Source organism: Paenibacillus sp. B46(2026) (genome assembly GCF_056786355.1).
In genome coordinates this window covers 103,936-127,994 of the sequence record NZ_CM165907.1, presented here as the reverse complement: position 1 = coordinate 127,994, position 24,059 = coordinate 103,936, and the positions used below count along the sequence as shown (strand labels likewise).

The window sequence follows — 24,059 nt, the reverse complement described above, 5'->3', positions numbered from 1 at the left end:
ATGGCAGAAATTCCCTGCATCTGCGAACTGCTCTTTCTGCGAAGACGGTTTAAATACACGTTGTTCTACAGCAAAAAATGGTGCAAATATTCCGGTAGCCTTCATTCCATTTCGTGTTTTTGATATACAAAAACGGGCCACGAAATGTTGGCCGGGAGCATACGGAAAAGAAATCATTTTGCAAAATTATGCCTCTAAAAATACAAAAAAAAGTACTCCCGCAGGACGGGGCACCTTCTATAAAAAACATAAATATATTGTCGCTCATTCATAAGCCCATGCAATAGTTTACCCGTTACCCCGTCTGCTGTCAAGGCTGACTATTCCGGGGAAACGGGTAAATTATAGACGTCAAAAATGACTACCGATTATCAGAATCGTCGTCAAATTCATCCTCGTTTTCGGACTCTTCTTCGTCTTCTTCGAGGTCTTCATCTTCCAGATCGTCATCTTCAACCAGCACTTCTTCTTCGCTGTCTTCTTCGTCAAAGATGTCGTCTTCGTCTTCATCTTCTTCGTCTTCTTCTTCGTCTTTATCCGTGCTGTCGAAGTCTTCATCGCTGTTATAGCTGTCTTCTTCTTCACCGAAGTCTTCATCTTCCAGATCATCGTCTTCATCGTTGATGATACGCGGACGCTTCGCACCCGTCATGGAATCTTCTGTTCCAGCTACCGGATACCAGCGCTTCAAGCCCCACAGACTTGTACCGACGCAAGCAAAACGGCCATCGATATTAATCTCGGTATATAGCTGGGCGATAAACTCGTTGATTTCTTCATCAGTCATTCCGCGCTGCTTCGCTACCTCATTCATCAAGTCACGATAGTAATACGGCGTATTAGCCGCTTTCAGCACCATAAAGGCAAGGTCCACCAAAGGGATCTCTTTTACCTTTTCTTTATCAATTTTCAAATTGAGCGAGGTACTCACTGCAGACACTTCCTCTCACACAAAATTCACTTTTTAACCCCTACGAACTGGACTGTTACGTATAACATATCCATTAACAAACCTAAGTAAAACCTATTTAGCGTTAAAAAGCAAGTTTTTATGTACGGATGTGACGCAAATGCGGAGAGCAGGTCCAATCCATCCATATATTAAAAAATAAAAAAGACGGAGTCCCCTCCGCCTTCTGACTGTATACCCTTGAAGGATTGCTCCTCACCAGGTTCCCCGCAAGAGCCCTCTAGCTCTCCATCCATCATATGTCCCTGCGCCCGTTTTGACACGAAGAGAATGTGTTTTTGTAAAAAAAGGGCAAGTTCCCCATGCGGCGGGATGAGCGCATTCATAGAATACCTCAGCATGTTCATCCCGAAGGGGGCTGCCCATTATGGACTATACTGGTTTATTGCATCAATTGATTGACGGAATGCGACGCCCTGAACCAGAACAGGGAGGGCGATATTTGATCCGATTTGCCAAACCGCAGCAGTATGAGGCCTGTCTCGTAGAATTGTCTCGAATGCGGAATGAATTTACTGATCTTGAAACTGTCCGCTCCTCGCGACTGGCTCGTTCCATTATCGCTCCAGTGCAACGCCCGGAGGATCTATACCGTTATGGGGATGAGATTACGATTGAAGCAGACGTGCCCATCTCACTTCACGCCACCGCACTTCACAGCAAACCGAGCAATGCCCAAGGCATACCCTGGGGAGTGAAGCAGATTCGGGCACCCAAAGTATGGTCTGTGTCTACCGGACACCGGATTAAAATCGGTGTGATTGATACGGGTGCTGATTACCACCACCCTGATCTTCGTTATTCCCTGGCACGCGGAATCAACCTGTTAAACCGCAGCCTGCTTCCCCATGATGACAATGGACACGGCACCCACATTGCAGGGACTATCGCTGCAGCCAACAGCACCGCAGGCATGATTGGTGTAGCTCCACGCTCCCTGATCTATCCGGTGAAGGCATTTGACCACAACGGATCAGCTTATGTATCCGACATTGTGCTTGGCATCGACTGGTGTGTACGAAACAAGGTTGATATCATCAATATGAGCTTTGGCATGAAAACACGCAGCAAAGCACTTCTTGACGTGGTTAATCGTGCATATCATGCCGGAATCGTCATTGTTGCTTCGTCAGGAAATGACGGCAAACGCCGCAGTATTGATTATCCGGCAAGGTATCCACAGACCATATCCGTTGGGGCAACCGACAAAAACAGACGTATTGCGTCCTTCAGCAATCGGGGCGCATACGTAGATGTCTATGCACCTGGCGATAAGATCGTCTCCTCCTGGGTTCAAGGCAAGCATCACGAGATGAGCGGCACATCCATGGCGACATCCCATGTGAGCGGTGCAATCGCCTTGCTGCTCGCGAAACATCCCGGACTATCCCCCAGTGAAATCAAGACATTCGTTAAACGTGCTACGATCCCGCTGCGCGCCCGCAAGACCACCACCACAAAAAACAAGGTACGTGGTGGTGAGATTGACGCCCTGCGGCTAATGCAGGAGGGCGGGGAGTGAGCCAGCTCTGTTAGTCGTCAGCAGAACTTGATTGAGGCTTCGTGGTGAAACGCAGTAGCCCAGCCCAGGCAGTACGCACGAGGGAGTATTACGTAGCGGCTGAGACTCTAGGTTGCTCCGCTGTGATGTCAGGGCAGGCTAGTGTGCATTGGACCAGGCATTCGTTTTCTTCAGCTCCGAGTACACAACAAAAAAAGTCTCCATGTATCACGTTGAAGACACTCAACGTGGACATGGAGACTTTTTGCCTTAGGCAGAGCGGCGGTAGGCCGCGAGCCTGGAATTTACATTTTGTCAGGAGCGGTTACGCCTACCAGACGAAGCGCTGTTGCGATAACGGTACGCACAGCACCGATCAGAGCCAGACGCGCCTGAGTTTGCTGCGCGTCTTCCGTAATAACACGTTCTGCACGGTAGTAGCTGTGGAACAGAGATGCCAGCTCGTATACGTAACGGATGATGCGGTGAGGCGCATATCCTGTTGCCGCTGCCGAGATTTCCTCAGGCAGCTCTCCCATTTTGCGGAGAAGGTCATACTCGTGCTCTGTTGTCAGCTTGGACAGGTCAATCTGTGCCAGTGGCAACAGTTCAATACCTTGTTCTTCAGCCTGACGATATACGCTGCATACACGTGCATGCGCATATTGTACGTAGAATACCGGATTCTCATTGGACGTTGAAATGGCAAGGTCCATGTCAAAGTCCAGATGGGAGTCCATGCTGCGCATTGTGAAGAAGTAACGGATGGCATCAATGCCGACTTCATCCATCAGGTCTTCCATCGTTACAGCTTTACCTGTACGCTTGGACATCTTCACTTTTTCACCGTTCTGGAACAAGCTCACCATCTGTGCAATCAAGACCACCAGTTTCTCAGGGTCATTGCCCAGTGCTTGCATGGCGGCTTTCATCCGCGGAATATATCCGTGGTGATCGGCACCCCAGATGTTGATCATTGTGTCGTATCCACGCGCATATTTGTCACGGTGATAAGCAATGTCCGGCGTCAGATAAGTATACGTGCCATCGTTCTTGATCAATACACGTTCTTTGTCGTCACCGTACTGCATCGTTTTCAGCCAAGTTGCTCCATCTTGCTCATAGATCTCATTGCGGTCACGCAATTCATCCAGTACTCGCAGCACTTCTCCGTTGTCATACAGGGAAGTTTCGCTGAACCAGATGTCAAAGTTAACACGGAAGCGATTCAAGTCACGTTTGATCTTGTCCAGTTCCTTCTCCAGGCCAAAGTCACGGAAATAAGCCGCACGGTCACCCGGATGCATGGACAGCAATTCTTCACCCTTTTCATCAACGAGTTGCTTGGCAAACCCTTTAATATCCTCGCCGTGATAACCGTCTTCAGGCATCTCAGCATCCTGACCCAGCTCTTGCAGATAACGAGCTTCAATGGAACGAGCCAGATTAAACACCTGATTACCTGCATCATTAATGTAGTACTCACGGGTTACATCATATCCTGCATAGTCAAGGATGTTACATAGCGCATCACCTACAGCTGCTCCACGGGCATGACCCAGATGCAAACTGCCTGTCGGGTTGGCACTGACGAACTCCATCTCGACTTTGCGTCCTTCTCCGATGTTAATTCTTCCGTAATCTTTGCCCTGCTCCTGCACAAGCTTAAGTACTGGGTAAAGGTAACTCTTGTCCAATTTGAAGTTAATGAATCCCGGACCAGCGATTTCAGCCTTCTCGATTCCTGCTTCAGCCAGATTCAGATTGGCAATAATCTCTTCAGCAATCTGACGCGGATTGCGCTTGGCAATCTTGGTCAGTTGCATGGCAGCATTGGTCGCCAAGTCCCCGTGTGTCTTCTCACGTGGTACTTCCAATGTGATGGCTGGCAATTCTTCCTGCGTAACAATTCCGGCTGCCACAATGGCATTGCCAATGGCCGTGCTTACCCGTTCGTTAATCGTATCTAGTGGATTACGTGTCATGAAATTGGTTCCTCCTGTATATGCAAACTAATCGCGAAATGTCCGGATTCTTCATCAAAGCGGTAAAAGTCGTAGCTCCACGCTGCGCGTGCGCTCAATCCCTGAATGGAAAGTTCCAGCTTCTGTGTATGCGTGGACAGGGCAAACGACATGTATGGTGATCGATAGAAACCAGGAAGCTTCCGATTCAATTCAAAAGTCTGCTCCGATTCCACCTCACCATGACGTATAATCTTGATGGATTGTCCGCCCAGCTTCAATGTTGTACGGGTTGTCCCCCCCTCAGGTCCAACCTGCGGTTCTTCATAACGAACATAAAGAACGGACCCTTTTAACATGGCTTCACCCTGCATTTCCTGCAGCACATCTTCACCTTCATAACGGCTGTGCAGCCGGATGTGTACCGGTCGCATGTTCGACATGAATGTTAACCTCCATTATATTCGAGGCGACGCAAAATCAGGCACGGCCGGTGAGAACAGCCCTTCCCGTATTGTTGTGTCGCTATACGCCCTCATATTCCCGGATAGCTCGCTATCCTACACTCTACTGTATAACTATATCCAGTTCCCTCGCTCAATTCAAATCCAAATTCAGAGTTTTTTCCTCATGAAGCCAAAAAAGAAGAGTCACACCTGTAAAGTGCAACTCCCTTTTGCTTCATTATAATGAGATTCGTTCGTCAGATCAGGCCCATTGCGATTCATAAGGAAAAGGACATGTCGACTCACTCAGCTTCGCTCGCACTTGTACGAGACAACCACAATGCCTGCAGGTTGTACCATATTGCAATCCCGGACAAGCAGAGCAGATGGATAGTCGACGCTCATATTCCTCATCCTGCACCGTCGGACGCGAACGGGAGGCAATCTCCACAAGTCTGGCCATTTTGGCGTCGCTAACCTTCACATCATACTGTTCATTGCACCCCTTGCAAGGTTCCTGCCTTTTCATGCATTAACCCTCTACAGCGAGCACCCCAACCGATGCTGGTGGAAGGACAAAACGCAGTGTGTTATTCTCCAGTGTGATTCCATCCCACGCTACAGGCTGAACGTGACTTGGTTGTTCAAAGGTATTGAATGCACCAAAATCAGCATGATGCAGAATCTGCCCAGATACTTTAGCCGCTTGAGCTGCTTCCAGCTGGCATACGACTTCCAACTCATCCGTGTGGCTTAGATTACAAGCCGTCACATGAATGACCCCATCCTTGTTGCGAGAGGCTGATAAGCTGAGCTGTGGAATGGTCTCTTCTCCGAATGTGTATCCTGGGCTTTCATAATTCAAGTCCAGTCGCTGCGCATCCATATGCACCTGATACATATCAAATACATGATACGTAGGTGTCAGGAGCATTTTGTCCCCTTCCGTGAGCACAAGCGATTGAAGTACATTGACGATCTGCGCAAGATTTGCCATGTGTACCCGTTTATTATGTTGGTTGAAAATATTCAGGTTAACGCCTGCAAGCACAGCATCCCGCATCGTATTCTGTTGATAAAGAAACCCTGGATTGGTTCCCGGCTCAACGTTATACCACGTGCCCCATTCGTCCACAATAATGCCGACTCTGCCCTCTGGATCATATTTGTCCATAATCTCGGAGTGCTTCACCAGCAATTCATCCATATACAGCGTCTTCTTCAAGGTGGTGAACCACTCAGCCTCTCCGAATCCTGTGGCTGCACCTTTATCATTCCACTCTCCTGTGGGGATGGTGTAATAATGAAGACTGATTCCGTCCATAAAGCGAGCAGCCTCCCGCATCAGGACTTCCATCCACTCATAGTTGCCTTCGTTGGGTCCACAAGCGATTTTATAAATCTCGTTTCCGGAATAGTTACGTACGTATGTAGCATACCGGCGATATTCATCCGCATAATATTCGGGACGCATATTTCCGCCGCATCCCCAGTTCTCATTCCCTACGCCAAAATACTTCAGTTTCCACGGTTCTTCCCTGCCGTTACTCTTACGCCAGTTCGCCATCGGGGATTCACCGTCAAATGTGATGTACTCCACCCATTCCTGCATCTCCTGCACTGTACCGCTACCCAGGTTGCCACTGATATACGGCTCCGTGCCGAGCAACTCACATAATCTCAAGAATTCATGTGTACCAAAGTGATTGTTCTCTTCCACACCGCCCCAATGCGTATTGATCATACGAGCACGCTCACTCTTCGGACCCACGCCATCTTTCCAGTGATATTCATCGGCAAAACAACCGCCTGGCCAGCGAAGCACTGGAATATTAAGTTTCTGCAAGGCAGTCAATACATCATTTCGGATCCCATCCGTATTCGGAATAGGTGAATCTTCTCCTACCCACAACCCCTCATATATACAACGTCCCAAGTGTTCGGAAAAGTGACCATATATATTGCGATTTATTAATCCTTGATCTGAATCAGCCTTTAGAATAACATCAACCATAATTTCAACCTCCAATAAATGTATTGTTATCGCTTACAATAACTTGTTTTAAAGCAGGTTTCAACCGTTTTTATTTCTACGCAAACAAGCCTCTTCCTGTGCAATTGATCAGGAAGAGACTTGTTTATTATATAAATTCATGCAGAGACATACCAAATTGATTATCATTCATTTCTAATTTGGATTTGCCCCGTTGTTATTTCATAATACCAGGCCCTTTAATCCTGCTGTGTGGGCAACAACATTTTTTGTATCCACGTCGTTCCACCATCTGTAGTCTGATAGATTGCAGGGGAGTTATCACTTGTTACTACAAGCCAACCTGTCTTGGCAGATGGGAACGAGATACGGGAACTATACCCCGGATCTTTCAGATCAATGTTTTTCCACGTGGAACCTGTATCATATGAACGCCCAATCCCCACTTTACCAGCTGCGGGTGAACCTGCGGACAGATAAGCCGTCTGATTACCGATCAGCGCCATGTTGCCTGGATGACCGCCGGGATTGGCAGGTCCGGTTCCTTTACCCGTACTGTTTGTACCGGGCGCAGGACCTCCTCCTGCTGTGGATTGCGCAAATACTTGGGTCCAGTTCTTGCCTTGATTACCGCTCGCATAGAGGGAGTACGATTGTTGGGACATGCCTGCATCACCATACAGTAGGGCCCACACTTGCTGGCCATGTGCATACAGATCCGCTCCGCTCCATGTGTCTGAGACAACTCGAAGAGAGGTGGTCCAGTTCTTGCCCCCATCACTCGTTTGCTTCAAATGATATCCCGATCCGGGTACAACCACGACGGCATCCCCTTGCTTCTCTGTCGCGAAGGCAGCTGCTCGCGTATTGGCAGGTGTGTTGATTTTACTCCAGGTCACCCCGCCATCCTTCGTCTGATATGCACCACTATAGGTGTAGCCATAACCTACATCTTTATTGCGGAAATCGATTCGTTTGAATTGAATGCCCGGCATATCGAGACGCGTCCAGTGAGATCCCCCGTCATGGGTACGGATCAGATAGGTTGCAGGTGAATTCTTCACTTGTGCCAACGCATATCCATTCACATTATTCGGAAAATCAAGCTGTGTGAATTGCCACTGCCCGGTATATATGGACTGCCACGTACATCCTGCATTCGATGTGCCGATCAGGAAGCCTTCACCCCCAGCTCGTCCAGTCGTATCATTAAGGAAATCAATGTCAGTAAATTGCAGGTGTTGCTTTTCCACACCGCTGCCTTTTTTCAATGTAGCAGCAAGTCCATGGTCTCCCTTTCCACATGCCTGCGAGGATGCAGCGTTAGCGCCTGATAGCGTATGTACCGGTCCCATCCCCCAAGCCAGCGTTAACGATAATGCGATTGCACCAATCCGTTTCCATGTCATCGTTCTCTTGATTGTCATCGTAACACCTCCTTCTATGGTTTTACCCAATTTCGATTGTGTTAACGTAACAATCCAGTGAAGCCCGATGACAATTTCGCAAGAAAAAAACCACCTTTACCCACGATTGGTATCATGCAGGCAAGGGTGATTCATCACTAAACGTTGTGTACTCTAGGTTAAATCGGAAATGTCTGGATACCAATGATAACAAAACTGATACTTAAGAAAAGGCATAAACTAAAATATATTTTGTTGTATTTATATTCCCGAATACTATATGCAGCAAAAAGCATGGCCAGATTAGCCACCATTAACGTGAAGTTGAGAAATATCGTCACTGCTAATACAAAATTGATGACAAACACTATAAAAGCTGCAGTTAGCCATTTGGGATACATACTCAATTGAGCCCAAATCACACGCATACACATTCACCTTCCTCTATTTCCATATTATTTATATATAAAGCATGGTCATCTACATGACGATGACGGTACTAACATATACAACAAATGGTAGTGGAATGGGAACAGACGTGCTATAATCAGTCTTATGGACTTTTGAATAACGGTGGATGTTTTTCAGACCACGGCGCAGCTTCCCGAAAGGGGGTGACGTCGATGGTCAAACTTGTGGCGTTGCTTGATGTAATCCGATGGATTGCTGCGATCCTTAGTATTGTACTGAGTGGACGAAAGCTTTACCGTTGGTTGCGCAAAAAGTTTCGTAGCAAGCGAAAACCCACCTCATAAGGTTGGACGCCTGACGGTGGGTTTCGCTTGAATTGCACTATTTAATTCTGGCGCGCCGTGGCCATCCACAGCCTTTCGGGTCCTAAGAGTCTTTACCGTTGACGCGGTGAAGACTCTTTTTTAGTATATGGTCGAACCCGATCACCATATACTTCACGAATGTAATATATCAATTCATATACTACTGAATACTTATGTAGTCAGTATAGCACAGCTCTAGATAAAAGTTAAATTAAGTTAACTTAACTTTTTCGCTTGGCAGAATAGTTTCGGATCTACCATCCAGTCCGTTCCTTAAGCTGGAATAGTTGAGGACACAGGGATGAACGTTTACAAAAAAAACACCCTCCCCTGCGCAAAATTTGAAATCGCGCAGACAGAGAGCATTAAGTTTATCGATCATTCTGTAATTACTTCACGAATCCAAGCAGCATTTCACGGATCATCTTCGCAGCCACAATCTGTGTCTGTTGTGTTGGATCGTAGATCGGTGCTACTTCAACCAGATCGCAACCGACTACATTTACATCAGATCCTGCAATCATGTGGATGGCTTCCAGCAGTTCTTTGGACGTAATGCCGCCCGCTTCTGCTGTGCCTGTTCCTGGTGCTGCAGACGGATCAAGCACATCGATGTCGATGGTCACATATACCGGACGGTTGCCCATCTTCGGAAGGGCCTTCTTCATTGGAGCTGCTACTTCAAACGGATAGAAGTTGATGTTCTCACGACCATACTGGAACTCCTCACGGGAGCCGGAACGGATACCGAACTGATAGATGTTTTTGCCACCCATAAGCTCTGCTGCTTTACGTACTGGCGTGGAGTGGGACAATGGCTCGCCTTCATAGTTTTCACGCAGGTCAGCGTGTGCATCAATATGAATCAGGATAAGATCCGGGTACTTCTTGTACATCTGTTGAATGACTGGCCAAGTAACCAAATGCTCGCCACCCAATCCAATTGGGAATTTATCGTCTGCGAGCAGACTGCCAATGTATTCATGAATCACTTCAAGGCTGCGTCCCGCGTTACCGAAAGGCAAGAGCAAGTCTCCAGCGTCAAAGTACGTCATGTCTACAAGGCTTTTGTCGAGGTACGGGCTGTACTCTTCAAGTCCAACCGATGCTTGACGGATATGAGATGGGCCGAAACGGGAACCCGGACGGAAGCTGACGGTGTAATCCATCGGCATACCATAGATAACTGCTTTCGAGTTCTCATAATCCTCAGAGCTGCAAATAAATACGTTTCCTGAATAAGCTTGATCCAATTTCATTAATGATTTCCCCTTTATTTCGTTAAATCTTCCACGAATTTAGGAAGTACAAATGCTGCTTTGTGCAGACGCGGAGAGTAATACTTGGTATCCATCTCCGGGATTTGAGTCTCATCCACTTCGAGCGGGTCATGTTTCTTGCTACCCATGGTGAATGTCCACAAACCACTTGGATATGTTGGAATATTACAGCCGTACACATGTACGATCGGGAAGATTTCTTTGACGTCTTTGTTCACCTTCTGGATCAGATCCGCCTTGAACCAGGGGTTGTCCGTTTGGGCAACGAAGATTCCGTCTTCTTTTAACGCTTCGTAGATGCCTTGGTAGAAACCACGCTCAAACAATGGAGCAGCCGGACCAACAGGCTCCGTGGAGTCTACGATGATCACATCGTATTCATTTTTATGTTCAATAATATGCATGTAGCCGTCGTTCACGAGCACTTCAACATTAGGCTCGTCCAACTTGCCGGCGATTTCAGGCAAATATTTTTTGGAGTACTCAATAACTTTACCGTCGATTTCGACGAGAACTGCTTTTTCTACAGCAGCATGCTTAATCACTTCACGAATGACTCCACCATCACCGCCACCGACAACCAGAACTTTTTTCGGATTCGGGTGAGTGTTCAGCGCAGGATGAGCTGCCATTTCGTGATATACGAACTCGTCTTTTACGGTAGTCATCACCATGCCATCAAGAAGCAACATGTTACCGAATTCCTCGGTCTCTACCATGGCCAAATCCTGAAAATTGGTTTTCTCTGTAACATAGGTCTGCTTAATCTTCGCGGTGATCCCGAATACCGGGGTCTGTTTCTCCGTAAACCACAATTCCATAATCTCTACCTTCTTTCCGTAAAGTTAATGATCAGCCATACCCGACCCAAGTGCTGTGCACTATAATCGGTTCGCCCAAGCACGTCCAGCGTTCGGCGCCATATCGCGTTATGATTGCTGGCCTGCGGGAAAGTTCCGCGGTTCACTTCATTATATAGATAGTATATCTTGTACCGAATCTTACCTTTTCATTACCCTTTTGCATTATACGCGATTGATGTTTATACTGCAAAACGGTTTTTCCGGGGAAAATGCTACATTTTGTTTGCTTATGCACCCGATTGAATATCCCTGCCATTCAAGTCCCATACTGGAAGAAAAGAGAGGAGCCCGTTCCATGACCAAGCCAAACCCAAAGACCCGCAAACGCGGGTTCCGTGTACGGAAATTGTTTAAAAACCTGTCTCTGCTCGCCGTGCTCGCTATGCTTGCTACCGCTGCGGGATTGGTGTACCTATACGCAACCAGCCTGCCCCTCGCAGACTCTGATCGGAATTCACGATTGCTGGACAGTCAAGGTGAAGTGATCGCTACCTTCTCCGCAGGTGGCAAAGACTCTGTTCCCGTTCAACTGGAGGATATTGCTCCGGATCTGGTCAACGCCACTCTGGCTGTAGAGGACCGCAAATTCTATAATCACTACGGTTTCGACGTTCAAGGGATGGGACGGGCTGTGCTCGTTAACCTCGAACACATGCAGATGTCACAGGGTGCGAGTACATTAACCCAACAATTGGCGCGTAACCTGTATCTGTCTCATGAGAAAACATGGACTCGCAAAGCAAAGGAAGCCATGTACACGGCGCAATTGGAAATGAAATATAGCAAAGATGAAATTTTGCAGATGTATCTGAACGAAATCTATTATGGGCATGGAGCATACGGAATCGAAGCGGCTTCACGAATGTATTTTGGCAAATCAGCCAAACAGCTGGATCTCGCAGAGAGTGCCATGCTGGCAGGAATCCCGAAAGGACCCACCTACTATTCACCCTATAATCATATGAAGAATGCCAAAGACCGGCAGAAGATTGTGCTGAATGCCATGGCGGATATCGGCAAGATCACCCAGGCCGAAGCAGATAAGGCCTATGAGAAAATGCTTTCGTTCAAGCCGGAAAGTGAACGTAAAACGGTGGAAAGTGCTCCTTATTTCCGGGACTATATTCGAAGTCTGGCCATCAAAGAGCTGGGAATCAGTGAAGCAATGCTGGATCATGGGGGATTGAATATCTACACCACACTGGATCTACGTGTACAAAAAGCGGCCGAAGATGCTGTAGCAAAAGGTATGGATGCCAAAAGCGAGCTGGAGACGGCCCTCGTGTCTATTGACCCTCGCACAGGTTACATCAAAGCCATGGTGGGCGGCAAAAACTACCGCACCAATCAGATTAACCATGTACTGGCGACCACACGCCAGCCAGGTTCGGCATTTAAACCCATTATGTATCTGGCAGCCTTGGAATCCAAGCAGCTCACCAGTGCATCCATGTTTAACAGTGAACCCACCCTGTTTCATTATGACAATGACCGCAAAACCTATAAACCTGGCAACTTTGGAGACAAATATCTGGGTGAGATTGATCTTAGGCAGGCGATCGCCGCTTCAGACAATATCTATGCGGTGAATACCATTATGCAGATCGGCCCTGAGCAGGTTGTGAGCATGGCGAAAAACCTCGGCATTACAAGCAACCTGAGCCCTGTGCCTTCCCTTGCCCTGGGAACCTCACCTGTCAGTCCGCTGGAGATGGCGTCGGCCTTTTCCGTCATTGCTGCTGGTGGACAACGGACACCACCTGTCGCTATTCTGCAAGTAACGGATGCAGCAGGACGTGTACTCTATGAATCGCCTCAAACCAAGGCTGAGACCGTGGTGGAACCTGCGGCAGCTTATGTACTGACTCGTTTGATGGAAAGTGTATTCGAAAATGGGGGAACGGGTAACCGGGTATCTGCCGCCATCAAACGTCCGGTAGCCGGGAAAACAGGGACGACCAATACGGATGCCTGGCTGGTTGGGTTCACACCCGAGCTCTCCACCGCTGTATGGGTTGGGTACGACCAAGGCAAAGCCATCTCGACTTCGGATGGCCGCCGGGCGGCACCAATCTTTGCCCAGTTCACAGAACAGGCACTTGCAAGCGTACCACCCAAAATTTTCACCGTGCCTGATCATGTTGTAAGTGTCTATATTGACCCGGAATCTGGCAAGCTGGCAGGAAACGGTTGTGAAGAGAAGCGACTGGAAGTCTTTATTGATGGTACTGAACCGACAGAAGTATGTCATGGCACGACGGATGATTCGGATCCAGGAGAGGACCAGAAAGCCCGTCAGGTAGATAATCAACAAGGCATCCAGGAAGAGAAGCATTCCTGGTGGAGTGACTTCAAACGTTGGTGGGTTGAATGACGAAAACACGAGATGACTTAATTACGTCGCTCCCGCTCCCTGATTAAAATAGACATTTGGAAATTCCACTTCAAAGAAAACTCATAATTATTCAGTTCGATGAATACCGTTAACGTACACGCAAAAGGCCCCGAACCGAACTTTCCGGTCAAGGGGCCTTTTACTTTTTTTGCTTTTACACTGTATTGAATGATCTGCCTTAGGCCAGTGCTTCCTTCAATACATCCGGAGAAGCATTCCACCATTCTTCGTTGTGTGAGATCAGCAACGTCTTAAGTGCAGCTCGAGCTTCGGGTCCAAGCTCATCCAGCATGAAGCGACGCTTCAAGGCATAGTCCATGCGATTCACATGTTCCGCCAGCAGTTTCCACCCACGTCTTGCTTCTGTATCAATCCACATCTCACAAGCGGTTGCTCCACCATACAGTTGGCCTTCCTCCGTGCGATCGACAGCTACCCACACCAGCCATACTTGGCGTCCGTTGGGCACATCTTCACGATTGGTAGAGAACTTGATATTGCGTTCCACTTTGCTCTTCGCATGCATCGCACCGATATCGATCTTGGCTTCGCCATTATCAATAATGACCGGGGAAAGGTTATTCAGATCAATGGAGCCTGCACCGAAGCCTTTATGCTTGCTTTTTGCACTAACGATATTCAAGGCAATCTGTTTTTTGCCATTTTGCTCGTTTTGGTCCATGTTTATAGCCTCCAAGGGTTGATACAAATATTTTAACTAATAATTGGCCCATTGCAAACATATACATGCTGTAGATGCTTGTCAACGGGAGGTATTTAACGATGATTCCACGACGCGCCAAGAGCTGGCTCACCGCATCCCTGGCCCTGTGTGTACTTGCCGGAGGGATATGGATCACTCTGGGTTATAATCGCTCAACTCATTCCGAATTGCCAGTACTCGCCCCCGAATCGGGCAAGCCCAAGGCAATAGCCCCAACCCCAGCACCTCCAGAAAGTGTACAGACCCCTACCGCCGAAGTGTACAGCAACCGTGTTGTGGAGTATCACATGGATGTGAAACTGGCCGAAGGGAACGTATTGAAAGGGACTCAGACGATCACCTGGACACATCCAGGTAAAAAAACCGTCAGCGAACTATATTTTCATATGTATCCCAACGCCTTCTCTTCTGCTGACACCACCTTTATGAAAGAATCCGGTGGAACGCTTCGGGGTGATGTCATGCCTGCCAATGGCTATGGGTCCATGAACATTACCGAAATGAAAACGGCGGACGGGCTCTCTCTGCTGCACCGGATGCAGTATGTGCAGCCAGATGACGGAAACATCAAGGATACCACCCTCATTAAAGTACGCTTGCCCAAACCCGTCAAAGGCGGGGAAAGCATCACGCTCCACACCCGGTTCGAAGTGAATCTGCCGAAAATTTTTGCACGGATGGGAACCGCTGATGATTTTGTCATGGCCGGTCAATGGTTTCCCAAATTAAGTGCCTATGAACCTGTGGGCAGGCGCGGACGAACAACGGAAGGCTGGAATCTGCACCAATACCACGGCAATTCAGAGTTCTACGCCGACTTCGGTATATATAGTGTGCGTATTCGGGTGCCTGAAACATACAAAGTGGCGGCTACCGGATTTCCAACGCAGCAAGCTGTAGTGAAGAATGGAGAGAAAGTCTATCAATTCTATGCCGATGATGTGCATGATTTCGCCTGGGCAGCCTCACCCGATTTTGTCTACGCCGAGGAACCCTTCTCTGCCCCCAATGTTCCTGGTGTACGAATCAAGCTGTACCTGGATCCTGCTCATCAGGATCTGAAAGAACGATATTTCCATGCCGCGAAGGCCGCACTAGCCAATTATAGCAAATGGTTTGGTCCATATCCTTACGCGACCTTATCCATCGTTGTTCCACCCAAAACAGGGAACGGTGCCGGAGGTATGGAATATCCCACGCTAATCACAGCCTTTGGTGCGGATGATACCACGCCAGGCTATGATCTGGAACGTACCGTAGTTCACGAGATTGGCCATCAATACTTCTACGGCATGGTTGCCAGTAACGAATTCGAAGAAGCTTGGCTGGATGAAGGGTTCACCTCTTATGCGGAGGACAAACTGATGGAGCAGGAATATGGACTGATCCCGAACCTGCCGGTACAATCGGGCCTGATTACGTCTCCTTCATCATTAACGCAGGAATCCTGGAAGTTCGATTCACAGAATGAGTACGCAGCCAACGTCTACACACGTGGCAAACTTGTATTGCTCGGTATAGAACATCAAGTCGGTGCGAAAACGATGGAACGCATTCTCTCTACCTATGTGAAGAAGTACCGCTTCAAACACCCCACATCAGCTGATTTTCAGAAAGTTGTAGAGCAAGTAACCCGCACTTCCTGGTCTGATTATTTTGATCAATACATCTATGGTAACGGAATGGCTGATTTTGCTGTAGAGGATATTCGTGTTATACCCGTGCAAAAAGACGGCCAAACATTGTACGAGTCTTCCGTGACAATCGTGAAAAAAGGTAGTGATTACAACGCCGTTCCTGTTCGCATTGCTTTTGAAGATGGGCATATCCTCACCAAGCAATGGAATGGAAAAGGAGATCGCATCACCTATAAATCAACTCACACATCCCCTGTTTCCTGGGCCATGACCGATCCCCTGTACACGATCGTGCTGGAGAACCGCCATATGAATAATTTTCTGAAATCCGGACTGGATGAGCGGGCGAAGTCCCGCTGGAGCATGAGTGTAACCAAACTAATAGAAGCCATATTCGGAGGTCTGTCATGGTGAGGTGGATACGGTGAAAGCAAAAATACGTGAAGGCTGGTTTCTCGTCCGTCAGCATATGTTCATTGCAGCTCTCTTATTTCTCTATCAACTTATATGGGGATATTTCCTCTACCGAATGGTTCAATCGGCGGTCATCCCACTGCTCCTGCGCTATCCTGACCCCGATGCCGGGGAGTTGAGTACGCTTTTATTCAAAATGGAAAGCCAACTTAACCTGTCCACCCATCCGGAGGTTCATCGTTATCTGTGGATCCTGGGGGCTATGCTGCTGGTTCGCATGTTGATCAGCCCCCTCATTCAGGCAGGACTGCTCTACTCGCTTCAGCACTATAATAGTACAGAAGAGCGCATTCCATTTGTCCGCGGAATCAAAAATCTGTGGAAACCGATGCTGCTGCTCCACACCATACGTACATTATTGATACTTCTGCCCGCCTACTGGCTCGTACCGAAGCTGTACTCAATTCTAATGGACGGATTTCATTCCCTTCAATTACTCTTGCCCGGCATACCTTATGTAGCTGCCTGGATCATATATGGCTGGGTTATCCATCACGTCCTGCTCTACATGCAGTTCGGTATTTCCGCACCGGAAGGAGAAGGCGGGGCTCACGGTACCCTCAAAGCACTCTGGATTGCACTACGTCATCTCATCACCGTGATTGGCATTGCACTGTTACTCGGCGGAATTCATCTGCTTATCTTCGGGGCATTCACTTCAGTCTCATGGTTACTAACAGGACTCACCGGACTTATACTACAACAGACGTATCCTCTTGCCAGATGTCTAATGAGCCTGTGGAAAATATGCGCCCATTTTCGCTTATGGCAGTCCAAAACATCCAAAGGTTAGAGCAGATAGTTTAAAAATTGTTACCATCGCATGTTAAACTCATGGCCTAATAAGTACTCATAAATAGGCAAACCTCAACCTTTCCCCGTCAAAGGTCGAGGTTTTTTTTGCTAAATTTGTTGCTAAACGTTGCCAAACTGGTACTCCTCTGTTACAATAATCCCAGTGAGTTTTTAGTAACAACTTTGTAATCTTTACATTCATATTTGTAACTACTTAAAATTAAATCGTCATTTCTTGATTTCGCAGGTGCATAACTAGCATAGCCAAATTCCTGGCACCTGGGAAGCGGGGGAACCAGTTATGGGTGAATTGATCTTGCTACAGAGGGATCATAGGGGACCTTCAACCGAATCCTTAAGCTAACCTCGCAGGCATTGGAAGGGGAATATCTCTTGTTCAAGAAGAAATTAACCGCAGCTGTACTTAGCATCACATTCGCTTTATCACTTGGTGCAGGTAGCGCATTCGCAGATTCAAAGATGGACACAGTAATTGATTCAGCAATGGGAACTACATACAAAAGTGGGGGAACAACGCTTAACGGCTTTGACTGCTCCGGATTTACACGGTATGTATTCGACAAGTTGGGTATTGATTTGGCACGCCAATCCAGTTCCCAATTCGACATGGGCGATTCCGTATCCCGCATGGAAATGAGAGCTGGCGATCTGGTGTTCTTTAATACAACAGGCAAAGGCGTATCCCATGTAGGAATCTTTGTAGGGGATGGAAAGTTCGCACACTCCTCTTCTTCCAAAGGTGTTACGATCAGTGCATTGAGTGAAAACTACTGGGCCAATCGTTATGTTGGCGCTAAACGGATTATGAGCACGGACGCATATGAATCACTGGCCCTTGACTAGGGACAAGCTGAGCAACATAATGCTGTAACCATTAACCATACTGGAACGAAATAAGAAGCACAACAGAACCGCCCGGTACATTCTCCGCAGGAATGTATCCGGCGGTTTTTTTGTGCTTCTTTCCCTGTTCACGTTGCAAGTAACACACAAGGCATATCCTGCGACATCAACAGCTTTACTTTGCGTTCGTTTGTCCGTGCCCTTATGATGTTTTTACCCATCCCGTTATAATATAAACGGAATTACTGGAACTTTTGTTTCATTTTTTTTCTTGGGAAGGAAGACTTGCTAAATGAACATCTCTTTTGTAGAGTGGACAAAGAGTTCTGTTTCAAGGAAAGGAGCATGCAGGTGTATGAAGGAAACCCCTGTGACGTTTCACGTTGTACCCATGCGAGAAGAACATGCGGAGCTTATCTGCAGTTGGCAGTATGATCCGCCTTACAATATCTACAGTTGGCTCCCCTGGGAGCAGATGAAAGCTCTGGAAGTGGAATTCGGAGATTCACAGCTGCGGCAGGAGCAATATGCGATCGTCCTGGATCAGAACGATCGTATATGTGGGTTTGCTCAATACTTCCCACTTCAAGGGGTAACCCGGATTGGCCTTGGCATGCATCCAGAGCTGTGTGGTCAGGGTCAAGGGACAGCTTTTGTCACTGCCATTGTACAGGAAGCTATTCGCCGAAATCCCACGAATGAGATTGATCTGGAAGTACTCACTTGGAATGCTCGTGCCATTCAAGTCTATCTGAAGAGTGGATTTGTCACCCAGGATACATACGAACGACAGACCCCAAGCGGCTTGAAGCCCTTTCACTGTATGGTTTATGAAGGGCCTCGCGGTTAGAATCCATTGCAAAACAACCAAATCTGCCCCTTGTTATGTGATTAGTTCAAAAAATTCCCACAAAATGCTATGATGTCAGTACAGGTTCCGTTATAATGATATGGATAGTTTCAGGTTAGATGATCTTTCATTCTGGAGGGGACATAAGGGATGCACAAATGGATCATGAGCGGAGTATTTTTTGCAGCATGCGCTTTAGCTATTGTTTTAATGTTTACGCTTCCAGGGAAAGAAGAAGTGGCTGAAGAAGCCAAGCCAACCATGCCGGAAGTAACATTGGATGCCGGACAGGCTGAAGCACTGGTCAAAGCCAATTGTATCTCCTGCCACGGGGATCAGCTTCAGGGTGGCGTAGGACCTGCTCTGGCAAACATCGGCAGCCAGGATGATCTGGAGAAGATCTATTCTACGATTGTCAAAGGTAAAGGTGGCGGCATGCCTGCCTTTAAGGGCAAACTGCAGGATGAAGAGATTGCCAATATCGCCATGTGGCTGTCAGAGAAGAAATAATCTCTGTATACGCATAACGAAGAGGCGCCTAATCCCCTTTTGGGAGAATAGGCGCCTCTTTGTTATGCAGATTATTGAGCATCTGGCGCGTGCTCGGCCAGAAAGGCCTCGACTTCACGTGCGGACGGCATCCCGGACTGGGCGCCGAGCTTCGTCACGGATAACGCGGCCGCTCCCATGGCGAAGCCTACGGACGCGTCCAAAGTCTCACCGCGCGCGAGGGCTACCGCCAGCGCGCCGTTGAAGCAATCGCCAGCGCCGGTCGTATCGACGGCGCTTACGGCGTAGCCGGGCGCACGGCATGCGCCGGCACGCCCTGCTTGTACGCGGCCACCAGGCGCCGCCGCGTACACTGCCCCCTCGGGGCCGAGCGTCGTGACGACAGCGGCCCCGAGGGATGCGGCGAGCTCTGCGACCGCCGCATCCAGGTCTTCCGGCCGGAGATGATCCCGGCCGGTAAGCACGGCAAGCTCACTGCGGTTCGGCGTGACTACGTCGACGCACCGCAGGAGCTCCTGGGGCAGACCCGGCACCGCGGGAGCCGGGTTGAGCACCACCAGTGCGCTGCCTTCAGCCGCCAGTTCAGCGGCGCGGGTGACCGCTGGCAGCGGGATCTCCAGCTGCAGCAGCACCGCTGCGGCTGCAGTCAGGCTTTTTACCGTATCCGCCTCCTCCAGCATCGCAGGCACAACTTGTCCATTCGCGCCGGGAATAACAATAATCCGATTGTCTCCCCTAGAGAGCCAAATGGAAGCCGTCCCTGTAACCGTGTCTTCCAATATGCGAACCTGCGAGGCATCTGCACCACTTTCCGTCAGACTGTGCAGTAGACGTTCGCCAAAACCGTCCGACCCCACCGCACCAATCATCGTGGTCTGTCCACCCAGACGCGCAGCGGCAACAGCCTGGTTCGCCCCTTTGCCACCAGCGAGATAATGCAGCTCCTCACCACTCACCGTCTCTCCCTCTTCCGGAATCGTGTCTGTCTTCACCACGAGATCCATATTGAGACTGCCTACGACAGCAATAAGAGGTTGTTTCTGATTATAGTCTGACATGTATGGTTCACTCACTTCCGCCGTGCGATAATAACCGAACTCGTTATTCCGACCTCATTTTGTCATAAGCTTCGTTATACTGTCCTGCTTCCTTAATATCTACAGATGTAATACCGCCCGCATCCCATGACGTGAGACGCAGCGTAACCGTTGTATAGTCAATCGTAATAAAAGGATGATGATTGAATGCTTCCGAGATCGCAGCGACCTCATCCACAAATGCAATCCCTTTCATGTAGTTGGAAAACACGAATTTGCGTACAATCCACCGTCCCTCTTCCAGTTCCCAGCCTTCCAGCCTTCCCAGATGAGCTTCGACTTCCTCTTGCGAAAAAACCATGCGTTATCTTCCTCCCCATAAGATGGTACATTACAGACGGATGTCCGTATAACCACCGACACCTTCGGTGCGATCTACAGCAACCTCAAGGCCAGGCTAACTGCCATGCAGTTGGCCCATTTCACGACTAACATCTTACCACGGACAAGCTTCAAAATCCAATCAACTGAATGGCATAGATCCAATAACCGTAAGGCTTTGAGGACATGTACACGCACTAAATTAACGGCACAAACGTCAACTCTTCTTCCCCGATCAAAATATGAATGCGGTGCTGATCCTTATCATGGATGACTACTCCACTTCCAACCGGGATGACAGACTCTTCACCCAGTGCATAGAACAGATCCTCCGCCAACGCCTCATCCACTTCAAGTTGCTCAGGCGCCCCTAGTCTCTCCCACTCTTCCGAGTCCATTTCAAAGAAAACATACCGATCCGGTATACGTCCGAGTGCCGTTGTCAAATCTGTCAAAATTCCTTCATAATCCCGTCCATGCTTTACGCCCATTGGCTTTTCACTCCTATTCGGCCCCTAAGGAGCGGATTTGATCTTATTATACCTGAAAATAGCCCTTAAAAAAAAAGGCCTTCTGGTCGATAAATACTATATATGACCGTTTTAACTGTTTTAGCAACCGTAAGGAATGCCTAACATTGAACGGATTGCGGCCAAAAATTCGTCTGGAAGCCCGAATACAGCCGCTTGAAAGGATTCAATTTTATCTCATGGATGAGGTGTATGATGAACATTTCAACGATTATTGGACTAGTTTTTGGGCTGGTCTCCCTTGTACTCGGTATGTTCCTGAAGGGTGCGCCCTTAATCAACCTGGTTAACAATCCAGCAGCCTACGTTATTATCTTTGTTGGTACGGCAGGAACCATCTTTATTGCATTTCCGATGTCTGAAGTTAAGAAAATCCCTAAGCTTTTCGGGATTATTTTCAAAAATCAAGTACTTATTGATCGAGTGTCTCTGATCGGCACGTTTATGGATTGGGCTTCCACTACCCGTCGTGAAGGTTTGCTTGCACTGGAATCAAAAGTAGAAGAGATTGACGATCAGTTCCTTCGTGGCGGTATGCGTATGATTATCGACGGCAACGATCAGGAATTTGTAAGTGATGTACTCATGGAAGATATTCACGCTACAGAGGAGCGCCACCGTGGCGGTGCCTTGATCTTCGCTCAGGCGGGGATGTACGCACCAACGCTCGGGGTTCTCGGGGCCGTTGTAGGTCTCATCGCAGCACTTGCCGATCTCAGTGACATGGAGAAACTCTCCCATGCGATTGCGGCAGCGTTTATCGCAACACTCCTTGGTATATTTAGTGGTTACGTGTTATGGCACCCGATGTCTAACAAGCTGAAGCGGATGTCCAAGCAAGAAATGGAGATCAAGCTGATGATGGTTGAAGGATTGTTATCCATACAGTCTGGTGTATCCACCATCGCCATCAACCAAAAGTTATCCGTATTCCTGACACCTTCCGAACGTAAACAATTGGAAGAGAAGGAGGGATCATCAGGTGAAAAAGGCTAAAAAGCACGAACCACATGAAGAACATATAGACGAGAGCTGGTTGCTTCCCTATTCTGACTTGATGACCTTGTTGCTTGCCCTGTTTATCACGTTGTTCTCCATGAGTTCACTCGATGCAGCCAAGTTTGAGCAGATGGCTTCCGCACTAAGCAGTGCATTGAATGGAGGCTCCGGTGTTCTGGATCATACGTCCATGAATCCGGATACGCCAGGTGCCGATTTGGGTAAGAACAAACAAGAACCTACAGAAATCACCAAGAAAACACCAGCTCAGATAACGGATGCACAGATGGCTCAAAAAGAACAAGAAGATCTGGAGAAGCTCAAGAAACGGCTTGACCAGTATATCTCGAAGAACGGACTTTCGGACCAGCTGAATACCAAGCTGAATCAGTCTGAATTGAAGATCACGATCAGTGATAATGCCCTGTTCTCCTCAGGCCGAGCAGATGTGAAGCCTGAATCACGATCCCTGGCCAAAGCAATTTCAAGCATGCTGCAGGAGTTCCCTGAATATGAAGTGGTTGTATCCGGTCATACCGATAATATTCCCATTTCGAACAACCAATATAAGGATAACTGGGATCTGAGTGCAGACCGTGCGCTCAACTTCCTGAAAATCCTGTTGCTGAACACGCAATTGGACCCTTCCAAATTCACACCAAGTGGTTATGGAGAGTATCACCCGATTGCCAGCAATGACACCAATACCGGACGGGCACAGAATCGCCGTGTAGAGGTATCTATCATTCGGAAGTATCAAAGTAACAATACAAATGTAAAAGCCGTAGGCGAAGGAAACTAGAAGCCTGCAGTGATTCATTAACCAAAGACCGTTCTCCAGATACAAGGAGAACGGTCTTTTTAGTTTATATATGGCTTCACCAAAAAGCCCTGCACTCCCTTACGGGAAGCAGAGCCTCAATCGGTTAATTAGTCAAAGTCGAATCGACTATTCCAATGAATAGTCGATTCGACCGCCCAGCTCGGCCTTTTCGGCGGCGGTAAGCTCTCTCCAAGAACCTGTCGCCATTTCTCCAAGATGAATGTTCATGATCCGAACCCGCTTCAACTTACGAACCTCGTAGCCAAAGGCACTACACATGCGCCGGATCTGACGGTTCTTTCCTTCAGTCAGGATGATACGGAATACTCGATCCGTCATCCGGGTCACGGTACAAGGCAGGGTCATCTCACCCAGGATCTTCACCCCAGTGCTCATACCTCTAAGGAAACTCGGGGTTACAGTTCGATCAACAGTGACGATATACTCTTTCTCATGGCGTCCTTCTGCTCTAAGAATCCGGTTAACGATATCTCCGTCATTAGTCATCAGGATCAAACCTTCTGAGTCCTTATCCAGGCGTCCAATTGGAAAGATACGTTCATCGTGCCCGACAAAATCAACGATATTCCCCTGAATATGCTGCTCGGTTGTACTTGTGATCCCAACCGGTTTATTCAGGGCAATATATACGTGTTTTCTCTTTTCCTTGATCGGCTTGCCATTGATTCGTACATCGTCGCCTTCTTCTGCCTGACTGCCCAGTTCAGCCTTAACTCCATTAATCGTCACCTGACCGCTATCCACCAACTTGTCTGCTTCACGCCGGGAGCAGTAACCAGTTTCACTAATAAATTTATTAATACGCAAAAGGTAATCTCAC

General features: G+C 48.1%; 24 protein-coding genes and 1 riboswitch. Of the genes, 10 read left to right on the top strand and 14 right to left on the bottom strand.

Going from position 1 to position 24,059, the window contains the following annotated elements; translation table 11 throughout:
* Positions 1-361: 361 nt before the first annotated feature.
* Positions 362-931 (bottom strand): DNA-directed RNA polymerase subunit delta, encoded by a 570-nt coding sequence (rpoE, locus tag AC1S8V_RS00600; RefSeq protein ID WP_124118867.1) that lies wholly within the window; start codon positions 929-931, stop codon positions 362-364.
* A gap of 406 nt (positions 932-1,337) precedes the next feature.
* Between rpoE and AC1S8V_RS00595 the strand changes: the two genes are divergently transcribed.
* A complete protein-coding gene (locus tag AC1S8V_RS00595) occupies positions 1,338-2,492 on the top strand; it encodes a S8 family peptidase (RefSeq protein WP_482072042.1) in 1,155 nt (384 codons plus the stop codon).
* Positions 2,493-2,776: 284 nt separating this feature from the next.
* Here AC1S8V_RS00595 and argS read toward each other — a convergent pair whose 3' ends face one another.
* From argS to AC1S8V_RS00570, 5 genes are all read right to left on the bottom strand, one after another.
* The gene (gene argS, locus AC1S8V_RS00590; RefSeq protein WP_482072041.1) at positions 2,777-4,456 is read right to left on the bottom strand and encodes an arginine--tRNA ligase; all 1,680 of its coding nucleotides are present in this window, start codon (positions 4,454-4,456) and stop codon (positions 2,777-2,779) included.
* On the bottom strand, positions 4,453-4,878 hold the full coding sequence (locus AC1S8V_RS00585) for a YwiB family protein (RefSeq protein WP_482072040.1): 426 nt from the start codon (positions 4,876-4,878) through the stop codon (positions 4,453-4,455). The genes argS and AC1S8V_RS00585 overlap by 4 nt, the downstream gene beginning before the upstream one ends.
* Positions 4,879-5,143: 265 nt before the next feature.
* Positions 5,144-5,410 (bottom strand): DUF6171 family protein, encoded by a 267-nt coding sequence (locus AC1S8V_RS00580; protein ID WP_458124852.1) that lies wholly within the window; start codon positions 5,408-5,410, stop codon positions 5,144-5,146.
* Between the two features lie 3 nt (positions 5,411-5,413).
* A complete protein-coding gene (locus AC1S8V_RS00575) occupies positions 5,414-6,895 on the bottom strand; it encodes an alpha-N-arabinofuranosidase (RefSeq protein WP_482072039.1) in 1,482 nt (493 codons plus the stop codon).
* Positions 6,896-7,113: 218 nt separating this feature from the next.
* Complete coding sequence (locus AC1S8V_RS00570; RefSeq protein ID WP_482072038.1) at positions 7,114-8,301, bottom strand: WD40/YVTN/BNR-like repeat-containing protein; 1,188 nt, start codon at positions 8,299-8,301, stop codon at positions 7,114-7,116.
* 602 nt (positions 8,302-8,903) lie between these two features.
* Here AC1S8V_RS00570 and AC1S8V_RS00565 point away from each other — a divergent pair.
* Complete coding sequence (locus AC1S8V_RS00565; RefSeq protein ID WP_017691304.1) at positions 8,904-9,035, top strand: hypothetical protein; 132 nt, start codon at positions 8,904-8,906, stop codon at positions 9,033-9,035.
* Positions 9,036-9,445: 410 nt separating this feature from the next.
* Here AC1S8V_RS00565 and speB read toward each other — a convergent pair whose 3' ends face one another.
* From speB to AC1S8V_RS00550, 3 genes are read right to left on the bottom strand one after another with little or no spacing between them, the layout of a single operon-like run.
* Entirely contained in the window at positions 9,446-10,315 is an 870-nt protein-coding gene (gene speB / locus AC1S8V_RS00560) for an agmatinase (RefSeq protein WP_482072037.1), read from the bottom strand.
* A gap of 14 nt (positions 10,316-10,329) precedes the next feature.
* A complete protein-coding gene (gene speE / locus AC1S8V_RS00555; protein ID WP_336766068.1) occupies positions 10,330-11,157 on the bottom strand; it encodes a polyamine aminopropyltransferase in 828 nt (275 codons plus the stop codon).
* A gap of 5 nt (positions 11,158-11,162) precedes the next feature.
* The gene (locus tag AC1S8V_RS00550; RefSeq protein ID WP_482072036.1) at positions 11,163-11,303 is read right to left on the bottom strand and encodes a hypothetical protein; all 141 of its coding nucleotides are present in this window, start codon (positions 11,301-11,303) and stop codon (positions 11,163-11,165) included.
* Positions 11,304-11,494: 191 nt separating this feature from the next.
* Here AC1S8V_RS00550 and AC1S8V_RS00545 point away from each other — a divergent pair, with 191 nt between their 5' ends.
* Complete coding sequence (locus AC1S8V_RS00545) at positions 11,495-13,573, top strand: transglycosylase domain-containing protein (protein ID WP_482072035.1); 2,079 nt, start codon at positions 11,495-11,497, stop codon at positions 13,571-13,573.
* A 199-nt stretch (positions 13,574-13,772) separates the two neighbouring features.
* Here the strand turns inward: AC1S8V_RS00545 and AC1S8V_RS00540 are convergent, their stop codons facing one another.
* Complete coding sequence (locus tag AC1S8V_RS00540; RefSeq protein WP_076217003.1) at positions 13,773-14,276, bottom strand: YwhD family protein; 504 nt, start codon at positions 14,274-14,276, stop codon at positions 13,773-13,775.
* A gap of 101 nt (positions 14,277-14,377) precedes the next feature.
* Between AC1S8V_RS00540 and AC1S8V_RS00535 the strand changes: the two genes are divergently transcribed.
* The 5 genes from AC1S8V_RS00535 to AC1S8V_RS00515 all read left to right on the top strand — a co-directional run bounded on the left by AC1S8V_RS00535 (position 14,378) and on the right by AC1S8V_RS00515 (position 19,448).
* On the top strand, positions 14,378-16,369 hold the full coding sequence (locus AC1S8V_RS00535; protein WP_482072034.1) for a M1 family metallopeptidase: 1,992 nt from the start codon (positions 14,378-14,380) through the stop codon (positions 16,367-16,369).
* A 10-nt stretch (positions 16,370-16,379) separates the two neighbouring features.
* Entirely contained in the window at positions 16,380-17,222 is an 843-nt protein-coding gene (locus tag AC1S8V_RS00530) for a hypothetical protein (protein WP_482072033.1), read from the top strand.
* A gap of 254 nt (positions 17,223-17,476) precedes the next feature.
* Positions 17,477-17,614: riboswitch (cyclic di-AMP (ydaO/yuaA leader) on the top strand.
* 3 nt (positions 17,615-17,617) lie between these two features.
* A complete protein-coding gene (locus AC1S8V_RS00525; RefSeq protein WP_036607285.1) occupies positions 17,618-18,088 on the top strand; it encodes a C40 family peptidase in 471 nt (156 codons plus the stop codon).
* Positions 18,089-18,443: 355 nt separating this feature from the next.
* On the top strand, positions 18,444-18,938 hold the full coding sequence (locus tag AC1S8V_RS00520; protein WP_482072032.1) for a GNAT family N-acetyltransferase: 495 nt from the start codon (positions 18,444-18,446) through the stop codon (positions 18,936-18,938).
* Between the two features lie 150 nt (positions 18,939-19,088).
* The gene (locus AC1S8V_RS00515; protein WP_215079029.1) at positions 19,089-19,448 is read left to right on the top strand and encodes a c-type cytochrome; all 360 of its coding nucleotides are present in this window, start codon (positions 19,089-19,091) and stop codon (positions 19,446-19,448) included.
* A gap of 71 nt (positions 19,449-19,519) precedes the next feature.
* On the opposite strand, the gene rbsK is transcribed toward AC1S8V_RS00515, so the two are convergent.
* From rbsK to AC1S8V_RS00500, 3 genes are all read right to left on the bottom strand, one after another.
* On the bottom strand, positions 19,520-20,506 hold the full coding sequence (rbsK, locus tag AC1S8V_RS00510) for a ribokinase (RefSeq protein WP_482072031.1): 987 nt from the start codon (positions 20,504-20,506) through the stop codon (positions 19,520-19,522).
* A gap of 43 nt (positions 20,507-20,549) precedes the next feature.
* Positions 20,550-20,846 (bottom strand): 4a-hydroxytetrahydrobiopterin dehydratase, encoded by a 297-nt coding sequence (locus tag AC1S8V_RS00505; RefSeq protein WP_062838136.1) that lies wholly within the window; start codon positions 20,844-20,846, stop codon positions 20,550-20,552.
* A gap of 217 nt (positions 20,847-21,063) precedes the next feature.
* Positions 21,064-21,357 (bottom strand): hypothetical protein, encoded by a 294-nt coding sequence (locus tag AC1S8V_RS00500; RefSeq protein WP_145326597.1) that lies wholly within the window; start codon positions 21,355-21,357, stop codon positions 21,064-21,066.
* Positions 21,358-21,591: 234 nt separating this feature from the next.
* Between AC1S8V_RS00500 and motA the strand changes: the two genes are divergently transcribed.
* The gene (gene motA / locus AC1S8V_RS00495; protein WP_017691317.1) at positions 21,592-22,392 is read left to right on the top strand and encodes a flagellar motor stator protein MotA; all 801 of its coding nucleotides are present in this window, start codon (positions 21,592-21,594) and stop codon (positions 22,390-22,392) included.
* Complete coding sequence (gene motB, locus AC1S8V_RS00490) at positions 22,379-23,197, top strand: flagellar motor protein MotB (protein ID WP_482072030.1); 819 nt, start codon at positions 22,379-22,381, stop codon at positions 23,195-23,197. The genes motA and motB overlap by 14 nt, the downstream gene beginning before the upstream one ends.
* 147 nt (positions 23,198-23,344) lie before the next feature.
* Here the strand turns inward: motB and rluF are convergent, their stop codons facing one another.
* A complete protein-coding gene (gene rluF, locus AC1S8V_RS00485) occupies positions 23,345-24,046 on the bottom strand; it encodes a 23S rRNA pseudouridine(2604) synthase RluF (RefSeq protein ID WP_482072029.1) in 702 nt (233 codons plus the stop codon).
* Positions 24,047-24,059: the final 13 nt, after the last annotated feature.

Coding starts and splice junctions, on each gene's coding strand:
- rbsK (WP_482072031.1), bottom strand. CDS start 20,506: ATGTCAGACTATAATCAGAAACAACCTCTTATTGCTGTCGTAGGCAGT.
- argS (WP_482072041.1), bottom strand. CDS start 4,456: ATGACACGTAATCCACTAGATACGATTAACGAACGGGTAAGCACGGCC.
- speE (WP_336766068.1), bottom strand. CDS start 11,157: ATGGAATTGTGGTTTACGGAGAAACAGACCCCGGTATTCGGGATCACC.
- AC1S8V_RS00520 (WP_482072032.1), top strand. CDS start 18,444: ATGAAGGAAACCCCTGTGACGTTTCACGTTGTACCCATGCGAGAAGAA.
- AC1S8V_RS00500 (WP_145326597.1), bottom strand. CDS start 21,357: ATGGGCGTAAAGCATGGACGGGATTATGAAGGAATTTTGACAGATTTG.
- AC1S8V_RS00585 (WP_482072040.1), bottom strand. CDS start 4,878: ATGTCGAACATGCGACCGGTACACATCCGGCTGCACAGCCGTTATGAA.
- AC1S8V_RS00505 (WP_062838136.1), bottom strand. CDS start 20,846: ATGGTTTTTTCGCAAGAGGAAGTCGAAGCTCATCTGGGAAGGCTGGAA.
- AC1S8V_RS00570 (WP_482072038.1), bottom strand. CDS start 8,301: ATGACAATCAAGAGAACGATGACATGGAAACGGATTGGTGCAATCGCA.
- AC1S8V_RS00515 (WP_215079029.1), top strand. CDS start 19,089: ATGCACAAATGGATCATGAGCGGAGTATTTTTTGCAGCATGCGCTTTA.
- AC1S8V_RS00545 (WP_482072035.1), top strand. CDS start 11,495: ATGACCAAGCCAAACCCAAAGACCCGCAAACGCGGGTTCCGTGTACGG.
- AC1S8V_RS00575 (WP_482072039.1), bottom strand. CDS start 6,895: ATGGTTGATGTTATTCTAAAGGCTGATTCAGATCAAGGATTAATAAAT.
- AC1S8V_RS00595 (WP_482072042.1), top strand. CDS start 1,338: ATGGACTATACTGGTTTATTGCATCAATTGATTGACGGAATGCGACGC.
- AC1S8V_RS00540 (WP_076217003.1), bottom strand. CDS start 14,276: ATGGACCAAAACGAGCAAAATGGCAAAAAACAGATTGCCTTGAATATC.
- AC1S8V_RS00580 (WP_458124852.1), bottom strand. CDS start 5,410: ATGAAAAGGCAGGAACCTTGCAAGGGGTGCAATGAACAGTATGATGTG.
- motA (WP_017691317.1), top strand. CDS start 21,592: ATGAACATTTCAACGATTATTGGACTAGTTTTTGGGCTGGTCTCCCTT.
- speB (WP_482072037.1), bottom strand. CDS start 10,315: ATGAAATTGGATCAAGCTTATTCAGGAAACGTATTTATTTGCAGCTCT.
- AC1S8V_RS00535 (WP_482072034.1), top strand. CDS start 14,378: ATGATTCCACGACGCGCCAAGAGCTGGCTCACCGCATCCCTGGCCCTG.
- AC1S8V_RS00565 (WP_017691304.1), top strand. CDS start 8,904: ATGGTCAAACTTGTGGCGTTGCTTGATGTAATCCGATGGATTGCTGCG.